This window comes from Arthrobacter sp. R3-55 (assembly GCF_054161505.1).
Genome location: NZ_CP096423.1, coordinates 176568 through 189198, shown reverse-complemented (window position 1 = coordinate 189198; position 12631 = coordinate 176568). Strand labels below are relative to the sequence as shown.

Here is a 12631-nt window from a genome sequence, read left to right as displayed (position 1 = left end):
CGCCCATCACTCACCCGATTGGGGTGACCCACCAGCTTTGACCCGGTTCTAGTCTGAGAGAATGCCGGCCAAAGACCCCGCGGGTTACCGAAGGCACCCATGACAGACGTGACTGTCACGTTATTGGTGCTCGTCGCAGTGATTGCTGCGTTCGTGTGGAACAGGCTGCCCGTTGAGGTAGTGGCTCTTGGAGCAGCCTTGGCCCTTTACGGCACCGGCATTGTGGGTTTGGAGGATACTTTCGCCGGTTTCGGGAGCGGAACCGTGGTGTTGATAGCGGCGCTGTTCGTTGTGGCAGAGGCCATTGATGCCGCAGGGGTGACCACTTGGCTGGGAAGCCTGCTGATCAGGTTCTCGGGGACCAGCCGTACCCGGTTGATGGTGTTGATGATGGTCTTGACGGCCCTGCTGACTGCACTCATCAGTGTTAACGGAGCTGTCGCCGCGTTGTTGCCCATGGTGGTTGTCCTCGCTGTCCGGCTGGGACGGCGGCCGTCGGAACTGCTCATGCCCATGGCTTTCGCTGCACATGCCGGGTCCTTGTTGATCCTGACCGGCTCACCGGTCAACATCCTGATCCTGAACGCAGCGCTAGACACCACGGGGAAGGGAATCGGGTTCTTTGAGTTCGGGCTTGTGGGGCTTCCCCTGCTGCTGGGAACCATCGGATTGACGCTTTGGCTGGGGCCACGGCTTCTGCCGGTCCGGACCCCTGATGCCCTCCCCAAGGACCTGGGCTCCCACGGTGAGACGCTCATGAACCATTACCTGGGCGGTGAGGGGCTGAGCCGCCTCAGCATCCCGGCAGGATCGGCCTTGGTGGGCCAGCCGGTTGCGTGTCTTCAGGACGGGCACGACGGCGGCCACCTCCACCTCATCAGCGTGCAGGGCTCAGACGGCAAGCCGTCAGAAAACCCGGTGTTCGAACAGGGCGATGAGATTGTGGTGCGCGGCGGCCAGCCCACCATCGACGCCCTTGCCGCACGGCACGGCCTGAGCCAGGACGACGACGCAACCTGCGGACTGATCAGCAGCACCTACGGGGTGGCCGAGGTAGTAGTGGCACCCCGCTCAAACCTGGTCGGTACCGAGGCTTACCCCGGCATGGTGACGGACAGCGGTGACCTGGTGGTGTTGGCGCATCACCATCCGGGTGAGCCGGAGTCCTCGGGACGGACGCTGATCACCGCCGGGGACAGGTTGCTGCTCCAGGGAACCTGGGCTGCGCTCGATCAACACACCGTGGATCACAATGTGTTGCTGGCTGACTCGCCGGACACCATCCGCCGCCAAACAGTCCCCTTGGGCCCGCGGGCAACGCCGGCGCTGATCATTCTTGGCGCAATGGTGGTGCTGCTGGCCACGAACCTGGTGCCTGCACCCGTCGCGGCGATGCTGGCGGCTTTGGCCATGGTGGTGCTGCGTGTTGTCACGGTTCAGCAAGCCCACCGTTCCATGGCGTGGACCACCCTCATCCTGGTGGCCGGCATGATTCCGCTGTCCACGGCCATCACTTCCACCGGCACCGCGGAGATCCTCGCTGAGGGCATGGTGTCAGTGGTAGGAAACGGCGGCCCTTTGCTGTTGCTCCTGGGGCTCTTTGTGGTCACTGCCGTGCTGGGCCAGCTGATCAGCAACACGGCCACTGCCCTGATCATCATCCCGATCGCGCTCTCCGTGGCACAGGAGTCAGCCATCAATCCGTACGCGGTGCTGATGTGCGTGTCGGTTGCATCCTCCGCTGCCCTGCTGACGCCGGTGGCAACCCCGGCCAACATGATGATCATGCAGCCGGCTGGCTACAGATTCGGCGACTACTGGAAATTCGGGTTGGCCATCATGGCCCTCTACGCGGCAGCGGCCATCCTGCTGGTACCCGTGTTCTGGCCCCTTCAGACCTAGCCGCACCGAAGAACCCGGCACACCAAAACGATCGGAGATCAACGTCAAGGCAAACCCTGCACACCGTTCCGCCAACCCCGTAGCGAGGTATTCAAGCGCTCCTTTCCAGTGAAGGGGCAGAGCACACCAGGAGCAACACATGGCCAGCGTCCACACCACCAATGAAACCCCACCACCCGTCAAGGCGGCTTCATGGCTGCCTTTGATCGTGGTGGTCCTCACCCAAATCCAGGCATCATTCGCCGTCAACGCCTTGACGGTCTCCATGCAGGGCATCACCACTGACCTGGATACCGCAGCGACATCCGTGGGCACTGCCATCACCGCCGGTACGTTTTCGATGGCGGCTTTCATCCTGCTGGGAGCGAAGCTGGGAGCCCGGTTCGGGACGCGTAAGGTGTTCCAGATCGCCGTGGCCATTCACGCCGCAGCCATGGCGGGTGTGGCACTCAGCCTGAGTCCGGCGATGCTGTTCATTGCCCAGGCTTCTTCGGGCGCCGTCATTGCCCTGATCGCACCCGCGCTCACCGTCTTCATTGCCACCAATTACAAGGACCAGCAGCAGGCAAAAGCCATCGGGCTCCTGGCAGCTGCCATTCCGGCGGCCGGGGTGCTGGCACTGCTGATTGCGGGCTGGTTCGCCACCACCATCGGCTGGCGCTACTCGTTCGGCCTCATGGTGATCCTCGGTGCCATCAACCTTCTGCTGAGCTTCAAGCTCAAAACCGTGCCGCCGCAGCCCCGGCTGAAGATCGACTGGACCGGCTCCATCATCGCTGCGGTGGCGGTTATCCTGCTGAGCTTCGGTTTCAGCGGCCTGTCGGCCTGGGGCACCTGGTTCGCCACCAGCCAGGCACCCTTCGAGATCCTTGGGCTCTCGCCCGCACCCCTCCTGATCCTCCTCGGGGCCATTGCGGGACAAGTGTTCTTCCTGTGGATCCGGAAACGCCAGGACGCCAAGCTGCCACGAATTTTCGACCTCCGGGTACTGGCCTCCAGTTCCGAACTGGCAGTAACGGCCTGCATGGCCATCATGCTCTTCGTGGGAACTGCGGCAAACTTCCTGATCCCCCTCTACATGCAGATCGTTCAGGGGCGCTCGAGCATTGAGACCTCCTTTTCGATCATTCCGTACACGTTGTCCATTTTCCTCGCGAGCACTTTCGTGGCTTTCCTTTACGACAAGTTCCCTCCCCGGACCATCGCCCAGGGCGGCTTCGTGGTGGTGGCTGGTGCGCTGGTCCTGCTCGCCTTCACCATCCGCAACGACTGGGGCCAACTCTTTGTGGTGCTGGGCCTGATCCTCCTGGGTCTTGGCCAAGGCGCAATCGTCGCGTTGGTGTTCAATACGCTGCTCAGCGCGGTTCCCCGCGAGCTGGCCGGCGACGTCGGAGCCTGGCGCGGCCTGGTCCACAATCTCTCCGGCAGCGTGGGCATCGCCGTGGCGAGCGCGTTCGCCGTCGGGATGCTGTCCTCGCTTATTGCCAGCGGCGCCGCCGCGCATCCGGAAGTGTCGCAGGAGTTGATCTACAAAGTAAACGTCAACGAGGCAGACTTCCTGACCAACGCTCAGGTGGAGGCAGTGATCGGCGACCGGGTGAGCAGCCCCTCCGAGCTGGCAGCCGCGATCGAAGTCAACGAAGAAGCGCGTCTTCGCGCCCTGCAGATCTCCCTTCTGGGATTATCCGGGCTTGCCCTGCTGGCGATTGTCCCGGCAGGTCGCATGCCCGGCCGCATGAAGGGCGACCTTCCCGAGCAACTCGAACCTAACGATCCCGATGCGATTCCCGAGCCGGCCCCCAGCCCACACCACGCTGTCACGGCGCCGTCAACCACAGCTGTCCCCACCACAACTGCTCCAACCACAACAGAACGGGCGAAACGGTGAACCACGAACCCTACAAACTGATCCCGGCGGATTTCTTAGTCCTGCCCTCCCTTGGCGGATCCGACCCGAAATTGCACTTTGTGGACGGCTTCGGCGCACTCGACGCGATCGGCGTGCTGGTGCCCTCGGAAGGTGATGTTCCGGAGTCCGTCGGCCTGCACCGGGAAACGCTGGAAAGTGCGGGCTTTGACGGCAAACCCGGAACCACCCTTCAGCTGGCCAACGCATCAGGGACTTTGGTGGTGGCCGTTGGCGGTGGGAAGCCGGGATCCTTGGATGCGGACGGGTGGCGCAAAGCTGCCGCTGCCTTGGTCCGTGCCACGCAGAAGCATTCGCGGATCGGCTTTGAACTGACCCAAAGTTTCGATGGGACTGACGCTTCAGGGATGGACGCCGAGCGACTGGGCCAGGTTCTGGCCGAAGGTGTGCTGCTGGCCCGGTACAGCTATGAAACGCTCAAAAGCAGGAGCAAGCCGACAACACTGACCGAGGTGCAGTTCCTCGGCGCCGGCCTGGACACCGCGGCTGCTACCCAAGGCCTGGAGACGGGCCGGGTCAAAGTGCGGGCCACTGCCATCGCCCGGGACCTGTGCAACGCCCCGCCCAGCCACCTCACTGCCGTTGGGTTGGCCTCGGCGGCGAAGGAGCTCGGGGCACAGTTCGGATTCGGCGTTGAGGAGTTCAACAAAGATCAGCTGATCGAACTCCGCTGCGGCGGCCTCCTCGGCGTCAATGCCGGCAGCGCCCAGGAACCACGGATGATCAAGCTCAGCTACCGGCCGGACGGGTCCGCCACCGGCCACCTCGGCCTGGTAGGCAAGGGCATCATGTACGACTCCGGCGGTGTCAGCCTCAAACCCAGCGACCCCATGCACTTGCTCATGAAAATGGACATGGGAGGCGCAGCGGCGGTCCTGGCTGTCTTCACCGCACTGCGCGATCTCGGCTGCAAGGCGGCCGTGACCGGGTACCTGATGTGCACGGACAACATGCCCTCGGGCTCGGCCTACAAGTTGGGGGACGTACTCACCACCCGCAGCGGACTGACCATCGAAGTCAAGAACACCGACGCCGAAGGTCGCCTGGTCATGTGCGACGCCCTGACTCTGGCAGTGGAGGACGGCGTGGACGGGATCGTTGACATCGCAACGCTCACCGGGGCAGCCCTGATGTCCCTCGGGCAGCTCACCGCCCCGGTGTTCGGAAACCAGCAACACCTGGTGGACAGGGTGCTGGAGTCCGGGCGCCGTGCAGACGAACAACTGTGGCAACTTCCATTGGAACGGGCCTACCGCCCCCAGCTGGATTCGGACATCGCGGATATCTCCAACCTTGGCGGCCCTTACGCCGGTTCCACCACTGCCGCGCTGTTCCTTGCCGAGTTCGTGGGCGACACCCCCTGGGCACACATCGACATTGCCGGCACCATGCAATCCGACAAGGATGACGCCTGGCGCAGCAAGGGCGCCACAGGGTTCGGCGCGCGTCTCCTCATCGACCTGGCCCTCGGCTATTCAGCTACCTGACCCGTTACCAGCGAAAGGATTTCATCATGGGTTTGTTCAGGACCGCCGGCCGTGCCGCCGTCGTGGGTTCAGTCCTCGGCCGCACGCAACGCAGGCAACAACAGCGCTTCGCCGCCGAGGACGCTGCAGCAGCAGCTGCAGCCGGCCACCACCCTCCCGCTGCACCGCTTCAAGTGCCGCCTCCGCCGCCGCCTGTACCGGCCGCCGTCGTCGATCCGACCGATCATATGCTCGCCCAACTCAAGCAGCTGGGTGAGCTGAAAAGCGCCGGAGTCCTCAATGACAAGGAATTCCAGGCGCAGAAAGCACGAATCCTGGCGCGCTGAACTCTTGCATGACAGCAAAGAGGCCCCGACGCAGCAGCGTCGAGGCCTCTTTTGCATGGCAGGCGATTAAGCCTTCTTGCGCGTCACCAGTCCCCAGATGACCAGGACCAGCAATGCGCCGCCGATGGCGAGGAGCCACGTGGACAGCGACCAGAACTCGTTGATGCCCACCTTGAAGATTGCGCTGCCGATCCAGCCACCCAGAACGGCACCCACGATGCCCAGGAGGATGGTGGTGATCCAGCCGCCGCCCTGCTTACCGGGCATGATGGCCTTTGCGATGGCGCCGGCAATCAAACCCAAAATGATCCAACCGATGATTCCCATTTTTCTTTCCCTCTTTCATAAGTAGGACCCAGTTCGGCATAAGGACGCATGCCGCTATCGACCTGATTGTTGGCTACCAGACGAGCCGTCGGAGCATACCGACGGCTTGGCTGGCAGACGGCCTGCCGGCAGGATCGGGGTCGGTCATGGCGTGAAGCACCATGGACCAACGCCGCCGAACCGTGCCGGGAATTCGAGGTTCCCCCAGAGTCCTGGCAACCATGGACTCGAGGGGAGGGCCTGGGAACGCTTTGGTTCCGGTCAGGCATTCAAGTGCCACCAAGCCCAGTGAATAGATATCGCTGGCCGACGTGGACGTACCGCCGCACACCTCTTCGGGACTCAAGTAATGCGGTGTTCCCGAGGATGATTTGGGTGCGGAATGACGCCCGTCGATCGCTATCCCGAAGTCGGTCAACTTCGCGATCCCGGGGCCGTCCGGATCCGCGTGGAAGTCCACCAGGATATTTCCGGGCTTGATGTCGTTGTGGACAATGCCCCGGCGATGCAGATGAGTGAGCGCCTTCGCGATCCCGCTCATCCATGCCACTGTTTGCTCCGGGGAAACGGGGCCTTCGTGGAGGATGGAACGGAGATCGTTGCCGTCCATCAGATCCATCACCAGGTAGTTGCGGCTTCGCCGGGGGTCTTCCTCCATCATGGTTCCCGAGCCCAGCACCGCCACGATATTCCGGTGACGCAGCCGGCCATGGATGTCCACCTCGCGGCCAAAGGGCGTGTTTTTGGCCGGGTCCGTGGTGCCGTCTTGCGTTGCCCTGAAGATCTTGACCGCCACGAGCTTTCCCGTGCGCAGGTCAAGGGCTTCATTGACGTAGGCTTCCGAGCCGCCGCCAAGCCGCCCGCCCAGCCGGTACCGCCCGCCGAGCACTACCTCTTGCTGGGTGGGCTCAGCGGGCTGGGTGGGCTGGGTGGGCTCAGTTGGCTGGGTGGACACAGCGGGCTGGGACACAGCGGGCTGTTGGCTGCTGCGTGCCATCCCTGTGTGGGTTGACCCTGGCTGGGTTGACCCTGACTGCGCCGTGTTTCGACACGCGGCCCCGCGATCAGCGCGGACGGCCGCTACGTCAAGGGTGGTCACGCCAGGAGTGTTTCGATTTCGGTGGCCGGCACGCCGGCCACCTCCGCGAGCGCCTGGGGGTTGACTCCAGCATCAACTGCCTTCCTGAAGGCCAGCGCAAGGGTGTTTTGGGAGATGGCGAGTTCGTGCTGAAGGCTCTGCCGGCGAAGCGCAGCTACCCAGACTCCGCTAACGGGGTCAAGGGCGTCGATATCCATACGGAAGCCACAGCCGCAGGCCCACTCCGGCCAGATGGGCTCCACCGAGACCCACTTCATGGCGTCGTAGGCCGGTCCGGCGGAAATGGCCATGTGCGAGCCGCAGTGCACGGGTCCCATGGGGATCGCCTGATCCGTTACAACCTGCACGTCATTCTCAGCCACTGGTGTGGAACTTGGTTCACGCAGCGCGACTGTCATCGTCTTCCCACACATTCACTAGTAAGTAGCTTGGCTATCTAGTTATATGTGTACTTATGAATTATGTCCAGCCGGGACTCAGGAGGACGCGATGCTGTCGATGGCTTGGCGCATGCGCCGAAGGAACTCCACCACCACGGCGGAGTCATCGCTGCTCAATGTCTCGGCGGCCTCCATCATGCGGGCGTGCATGTCCCCCATCGTATTCCGAACCTCTTGGTGCGAATCGGCAGTGGGGCGAAGAATCAGGGCACGGCGATCCGTGGGGTGCGGTTCCCTGGTGACATAGCCGGACCTCACCAACCGGTCCACCAGGGATGTCATGGATGCGGACGTCACGCCCAGGCGGACCGCCAGCTCCTTGGGGCCCACCTCTCGCCCGGCCCTCTCGGCTTCCAGGAGGTAACGCAACGCCACAAGGTCGGTTTCGCCCATGCCCATGGAGTTGCGCGTGCGGCGGCGCATGTCGGCTTCGGCCGAGCGGTAGTCCCTCAGTGCGTTCAGGACGTCCACTGCGCCCATTTGCTTGCGGCTTTCCAGGCCGTACCAATAGCCCTGACGCTCACTTTTGTCGTTCATCACCAGTCCTTTGGTAGACATGTATCTCGCTTGTCTAACCAATTGATACTAGGTGATAATCCAAGGGCCCGCTGACCTTCGGGTGGTTCAGGCCCCGGCCTGCGCCTTTCGAACCCGCCGCCAGATAGCCGGCGCCACCACTACTGCAACGCCGACGGCGGCACCAATAACGGTCTCGATGATGCGGTCCCGCAGGAGCAAACCAGGATCGACAGGGGCCGCCAGGAGTGTGGCAATCAAGGCCAGCGGAGTGACGAAGACCTGCGCCACGAGGTACTGCCGGGCGATGAACATTTCGGCGCCGAACTGGCAGGCAGCAATCACCAGGACCATGGCCCACGGCGCGGGGTTGAGCCACAGGATTCCGGCCAACAGCACCAGCCCAATGACTGTGCCGGCGATCCTTTGGATGCCGCGGCTCACCCGGTGGCGCGTCGAATGGCCCACCAGCGGAACCACGGCCGCCACCATCGCCCAATAGGTGTGCCCGAACCCAAGCCGCTCCCCCACCAAAGTGGCAATTGTGCCCGCAAGGCCCGCAGCCACCAGATAGCCGCCGCCCTCCAGCCAGATCGCCCGCCGCTCAGCAGCGGTGTGACGGATGGGCGGTGGCGGCTTCCACGGCGTCCGGTGGCTCTTGGCCACGCGTGAGGACATACCGATCAGAAGGCAGAAACCCGTGGTCAGGACCGACACCAGCATTGCCTCCCACAGAGGGGGCTGGGCGGCGATGGAAGCAATGGCGGCAAACGCGAAAATATGAAAGAGGGAGCCGCCTGGGCGGAGCCGCCACGCAGCCACCACCACTGAGCACGCGCCTGCAACAACTGTTGTGGCAGCGGTCAGTAGCCACGAATAAGCGGCACCTTCTATCCCGGAAGCCTGCGCGAAGCGGGCCATGAGGGTGGCCAAAAGGATGATTAAAAGCATGAAGCCGCCGGCCCGCAATTGGCTGCGGAAACGGACGCCGTGGGGCTCGTTGCGGCCGTAAATTCCAGTGAAAGCACCGAACGAGGCAAACACGGCCAGGTCCAGCCGCCCGATCAGCGTCAGCGTAATCAGGGGAACAAACACACCTACAGCGCAGCGGAGGGCGGGATGGTGGTCCTTGTTTCCAGGACCCATCGTGAACAATTCCGCTACAGCCTTCAAGGGGCGGTTCGCCTTTCGTCGCAGGATCAAACGTACGACGACGGCGCTGGCGTCCGTTCAAGATTACGCTCCGGACGCTGGACTGCTTGGAGTTTTTGTACAGATAGTGCCCCGAATCACGCGTTATCAGGGCATTATCCGTACAAAAACTGCAGGGTCAGAAGCGGGATGCTGCGAGGCTGTTGACCTGGGTGGTGGCCAGCGGGTTGCCGGCTATATCCGTCATGCCCGAGGCAGGAGCGTATCCCGGAAGTGGTGCCGGCGCAGCAGGTACGGTCAGCGCCCCTGGCCCTCCCGCTCCCAAGGTAATAGTCAGGGTCCTGGCGCCCGGGTTCCATGTCAGGATTGAGCCGCCGGCGTTGTTCCCTGCAAAGGTGAGGGCTGTGGCGGTGTAATCCCCACGAAGTGCCACGCTGCCGACCCTAAGGTTGGGGCAGCCCGCTTGGGTCACGGTCAGGACGTCACCTGCGCTGATATTCACCAGCACCTGGCTGCTGCCATTCCCGCTCTGGGTCTGCGTTGCCGTGTTGCTGGTCCATGCGCTGCAGATGGTGGTGGCACTGAGAGCCTCGGAGAAGGTCAGCGTTACAGAGTCTCCTTGTTCCGCGACGCCTAGAGTCTTCCCTGTGCCATTGTTCAGTTGGACCCCGGTCACGGTGGGCACTGCCACGTCCTTGGTGGACGTTGCAAGACCGGCAGTGCCTGTATTACCCGCGGTATCTGTCGCGCGGCCCGAGTAGGAAATGGTTCCATCACTGAAAGCAGAAAGGTTAAGCGGAGCTGCTGTCCATACGCCCACACCGTTGGTCACCAGGGTTTGCGTCACCGGCTGCGCGCCGGAACCAGTCACCGTCAGGGTCACAGAGGAGTTGGCTTCCGCCGTACCGCTGACCGGAACGCTGCTGACATTGGCTTGGTTGACATAGGCCGGCGCTGTTAGCACGGGCGCCAGGGGCGGGGTGGTGTCCGTGACAGGCGTGGCGCCTAAGCTGCGTTGACTTTCGTTTCCCTGCCACAGGGAAAGGGTGGGCGTCACGGTGTAATACCAGGTTCCCGCAGGCACTCCGGCCTCCACGCAACTCAGTCCGGCGACTGTTCCCGCACATCCACCTGTCGCTGGAACCATGGTCCCGCCGGTCGCCGAACTGTAGCGGGCAATACTGTAGCCGGTTACGGACCGTCCTGCCGCCGTCGTGCTTGCCGTCCACGTGACCGTGACGTTAACGCCGTTGATGCCGGTAGCCGGTCTTGCGCCCTGGCCTACGGAATCGGCCGCGGCCGCGCCGGCGCCACTGTTGATGGAGCTCCAGAATGCACTGGCAGCCGGCCCTCCCCAGGAGACGAGGAGAATGCCTGCCACGATGATCGCAAGCTTACTGCGCCAGCTGAACAGGGCGCCCGAAGGACGGTTCTGACGGAGACCGCTCATTTCCGCACCTCCAGCGTCACAGGAACGGAAAATTGGGCACCCTGGCAGGCGGAGAGCGAGGCCACGTCCATGCTGGCGGCGCCCGGAAGCGTCAGCAGAATGGATGAGTTCGCAGGGATCACCACAGGAGGACTTATCGCCGCATCCGGGGGCGTGAACGTGACTCCCGTAGTGGTACAGCCGGCGTGGGCGGCGTCGGCAGTTACCGGTCCGTTGGCCGCGAAACCATGGACGGTCATGGGGAAGGGGTTGGGGTTTGAGGCGCGGAGAAGGACGTCTGCGGTCCCCCCTGGAAACAAGCTGGTCTGCAGGGTGTCGCCCGGGACAAGTGCCTCCATTGCGACTGTCTGAAGCGTGCCGTTGGCTGCCGATCCGTTGCCGCTACCGGCAGCGGCCCAGTAGGCATAGGCGGATCCTGCGCCACCCAGGAGGCAGAGGGCAAGAGTGGCGGCAGCGCTTCTTGCCAAGCGACCTTTTGCGGGAGTACGTGGAGTTCGGACGCTCGTCATGTCAGTTCGCCTGTCCTGTGCCGGTGAACGTGAGCAGGATGGTTGCGCCTTTGCAACCATCCTGGTTCCGGGAAGTGTCCAGCATGGAAATCTGAGGCCGCTTCGGCTCGGGCACGCCCAGCGACGAGAGTGATCGCGCACCAGGTTCCACGGTCAGCGGATAGGTTCCGGAGTACTGGGTGAGTTTGTAATCAGCGGCGCTGCAGGGCAGGTTGGCCGCCACCGCAGCGGGTGTTGGCACCACTTGGCTGATCGCGACGGACAGATTGGTCACCGCGATGGTTTTGTTGTCCGGGTTGGCGATCAGCAGGTCCACAGACCGCGTAACTCCCGGGGCCAGCAGCCCGCTGACGGTACCGCTCACGTCAAAGCTTCGTTTGACGTTCAAGACATGCAGCTGCCCCTGCGCCGTTGCCTGAAGCGTTCCTGCCGTCCCCTTTACGGTGAAGTCCGACTTTCCAGCCGGGGTGCCCACGGCGGTAGTAACGTTCAACGTCGTCTGGGTTGCGCCTCCGGACGTCAAAACCACCGACGACGGCGACCATGCGGCCGCCGCTCCGGCCGGCAAACCCGTGACGGCGAACGTCACCGGTCCAGTGAAACCTCCCGTGGATGCCACAGCAACCGTGTAGCTGGCAGATTGGCCCTGATCCACTGTGCGGCTGGACGGCGACAACGTCAGGGTGATTCCCTTACCGGCCTTGACCTGACCACCTTGGCTCCCGCCCGCTGCAAGCGCCGCAACAGGCACGAAAGCAACTACCAGCGCCAGGAGCAGCGCGCGCAGGGGTATTCCGACTCGGTGCAATGGCGCAGTGCGCTGTGGACGGGGGTCCATGGAAACTCTTTTCGGACGTGTTCAGTGCCGGGCGGAAAGATCAGCCAGGGACCGCCACTGAGGGGCGGTCCCCGGCCGGCCGGTGCTACAGGCTGGAGACGTTGACCGTGACGACGGCCGACTTGCAGGCGTCCTGGTTCACGGTGGTGCTGTCGTTGAACTTCAAGACACCACTGCCCACCGAGGTACCGGCGGCACCGGCAGCAACAGGACTGTTGCTGGTCACCGCGGTGACCTCGAACCACTCGGGGAGACAGCCGGCCACGTTGGTGCTCACGGTCGCACTAAGGGCGCCCACCACTGTGCTTGAGGTGGTGGAGTTATCGGCCGTGTACGCCACATCGACCTGGTTGCCTGGGGCAAGGCCGGCGTCGAACGTTGCGTGAAGGGTAACCGTTCCGCCTCCGGCGGCGTTGGCAGCTGAGCCGTTGCCCGAGCCCGTTGTGGTCCAGTAGGCGTATGCAGCTCCGCCGCCCACAGCTACCAATGCCACACCGGCAACGGCGGCGGTGATCCGGCTCTTTTTGGAAAGCTTGCGCATGATAAGACTCCTTGGTTTTTCTATGTCCCGGGGAGCCGCCTCGCAGCCCCCAGCATCCGAACGGTGTTGTCGGATGAAGCAATGCCCCCATGTTTCTGTGCTGTGCGCCCGCGTGGC

Annotated in this window: 13 protein-coding genes; 4 read left to right on the top strand and 9 right to left on the bottom strand. The window is 63.4% G+C overall.

Going from position 1 to position 12631, the window contains the following annotated elements; translation table 11 throughout:
- Positions 1–99 precede the first annotated feature (99 nt).
- The 4 genes from M1D51_RS00925 to M1D51_RS00910 all read left to right on the top strand — a co-directional run bounded on the left by M1D51_RS00925 (position 100) and on the right by M1D51_RS00910 (position 5642).
- Entirely contained in the window at positions 100–1902 is a 1803-nt protein-coding gene (locus tag M1D51_RS00925) for an SLC13 family permease (RefSeq protein WP_458108169.1), read from the top strand.
- Positions 1903–2041: 139 nt separating this feature from the next.
- On the top strand, positions 2042–3790 hold the full coding sequence (locus M1D51_RS00920; protein ID WP_458108168.1) for an MFS transporter: 1749 nt from the start codon (positions 2042–2044) through the stop codon (positions 3788–3790).
- Positions 3787–5316, top strand: a complete 1530-nt coding sequence (locus tag M1D51_RS00915) for a leucyl aminopeptidase (RefSeq protein WP_458108167.1) — start codon at positions 3787–3789, stop codon at positions 5314–5316. The genes M1D51_RS00920 and M1D51_RS00915 overlap by 4 nt, the downstream gene beginning before the upstream one ends.
- Positions 5317–5342: 26 nt before the next feature.
- Positions 5343–5642: an SHOCT domain-containing protein gene (locus tag M1D51_RS00910; protein ID WP_172323870.1), complete on the top strand. Its 300-nt coding sequence runs from the start codon at positions 5343–5345 to the stop codon at positions 5640–5642.
- Positions 5643–5708: 66 nt separating this feature from the next.
- On the opposite strand, the gene M1D51_RS00905 is transcribed toward M1D51_RS00910, so the two are convergent.
- The 9 genes from M1D51_RS00905 to M1D51_RS00865 all read right to left on the bottom strand — a co-directional run bounded on the left by M1D51_RS00905 (position 5709) and on the right by M1D51_RS00865 (position 12514).
- The gene (locus tag M1D51_RS00905; protein WP_172323869.1) at positions 5709–5969 is read right to left on the bottom strand and encodes a GlsB/YeaQ/YmgE family stress response membrane protein; all 261 of its coding nucleotides are present in this window, start codon (positions 5967–5969) and stop codon (positions 5709–5711) included.
- A gap of 73 nt (positions 5970–6042) precedes the next feature.
- A complete protein-coding gene (locus tag M1D51_RS00900; protein ID WP_458108166.1) occupies positions 6043–7068 on the bottom strand; it encodes a serine/threonine-protein kinase in 1026 nt (341 codons plus the stop codon).
- A complete protein-coding gene (locus M1D51_RS00895; protein ID WP_458108165.1) occupies positions 7065–7430 on the bottom strand; it encodes a hypothetical protein in 366 nt (121 codons plus the stop codon). The genes M1D51_RS00900 and M1D51_RS00895 overlap by 4 nt, the downstream gene beginning before the upstream one ends.
- A gap of 114 nt (positions 7431–7544) precedes the next feature.
- A complete protein-coding gene (locus M1D51_RS00890) occupies positions 7545–8066 on the bottom strand; it encodes a MarR family winged helix-turn-helix transcriptional regulator (protein WP_172323867.1) in 522 nt (173 codons plus the stop codon).
- Between the two features lie 66 nt (positions 8067–8132).
- Positions 8133–9197: an FUSC family protein gene (locus M1D51_RS00885; protein ID WP_458108164.1), complete on the bottom strand. Its 1065-nt coding sequence runs from the start codon at positions 9195–9197 to the stop codon at positions 8133–8135.
- 157 nt (positions 9198–9354) lie between these two features.
- Entirely contained in the window at positions 9355–10626 is a 1272-nt protein-coding gene (locus M1D51_RS00880; protein WP_458108163.1) for a hypothetical protein, read from the bottom strand.
- A complete protein-coding gene (locus M1D51_RS00875; RefSeq protein ID WP_458108162.1) occupies positions 10623–11135 on the bottom strand; it encodes a hypothetical protein in 513 nt (170 codons plus the stop codon). Before M1D51_RS00875 ends, M1D51_RS00880 begins: the two co-directional genes overlap by 4 nt.
- A 1-nt stretch (position 11136) precedes the next feature.
- Positions 11137–11973: a COG1470 family protein gene (locus tag M1D51_RS00870; RefSeq protein WP_458108161.1), complete on the bottom strand. Its 837-nt coding sequence runs from the start codon at positions 11971–11973 to the stop codon at positions 11137–11139.
- Between the two features lie 85 nt (positions 11974–12058).
- Positions 12059–12514: a hypothetical protein gene (locus M1D51_RS00865; RefSeq protein WP_172323863.1), complete on the bottom strand. Its 456-nt coding sequence runs from the start codon at positions 12512–12514 to the stop codon at positions 12059–12061.
- Between the last annotated feature and the right edge of the window lie 117 nt (positions 12515–12631).

Bases quoted from the DNA above. Each gene is read 5' to 3' on its own strand.
- M1D51_RS00925 (WP_458108169.1), top strand. From the start codon at position 100: ATGACAGACGTGACTGTCACGTTATTGGTGCTCGTCGCAGTGATTGCT.
- M1D51_RS00920 (WP_458108168.1), top strand. From the start codon at position 2,042: ATGGCCAGCGTCCACACCACCAATGAAACCCCACCACCCGTCAAGGCG.
- M1D51_RS00910 (WP_172323870.1), top strand. From the start codon at position 5,343: ATGGGTTTGTTCAGGACCGCCGGCCGTGCCGCCGTCGTGGGTTCAGTC.
- M1D51_RS00905 (WP_172323869.1), bottom strand. From the start codon at position 5,969: ATGGGAATCATCGGTTGGATCATTTTGGGTTTGATTGCCGGCGCCATC.
- M1D51_RS00890 (WP_172323867.1), bottom strand. From the start codon at position 8,066: ATGTCTACCAAAGGACTGGTGATGAACGACAAAAGTGAGCGTCAGGGC.
- M1D51_RS00880 (WP_458108163.1), bottom strand. From the start codon at position 10,626: ATGAGCGGTCTCCGTCAGAACCGTCCTTCGGGCGCCCTGTTCAGCTGG.
- M1D51_RS00875 (WP_458108162.1), bottom strand. From the start codon at position 11,135: ATGACGAGCGTCCGAACTCCACGTACTCCCGCAAAAGGTCGCTTGGCA.
- M1D51_RS00870 (WP_458108161.1), bottom strand. From the start codon at position 11,973: ATGGACCCCCGTCCACAGCGCACTGCGCCATTGCACCGAGTCGGAATA.
- M1D51_RS00865 (WP_172323863.1), bottom strand. From the start codon at position 12,514: ATGCGCAAGCTTTCCAAAAAGAGCCGGATCACCGCCGCCGTTGCCGGT.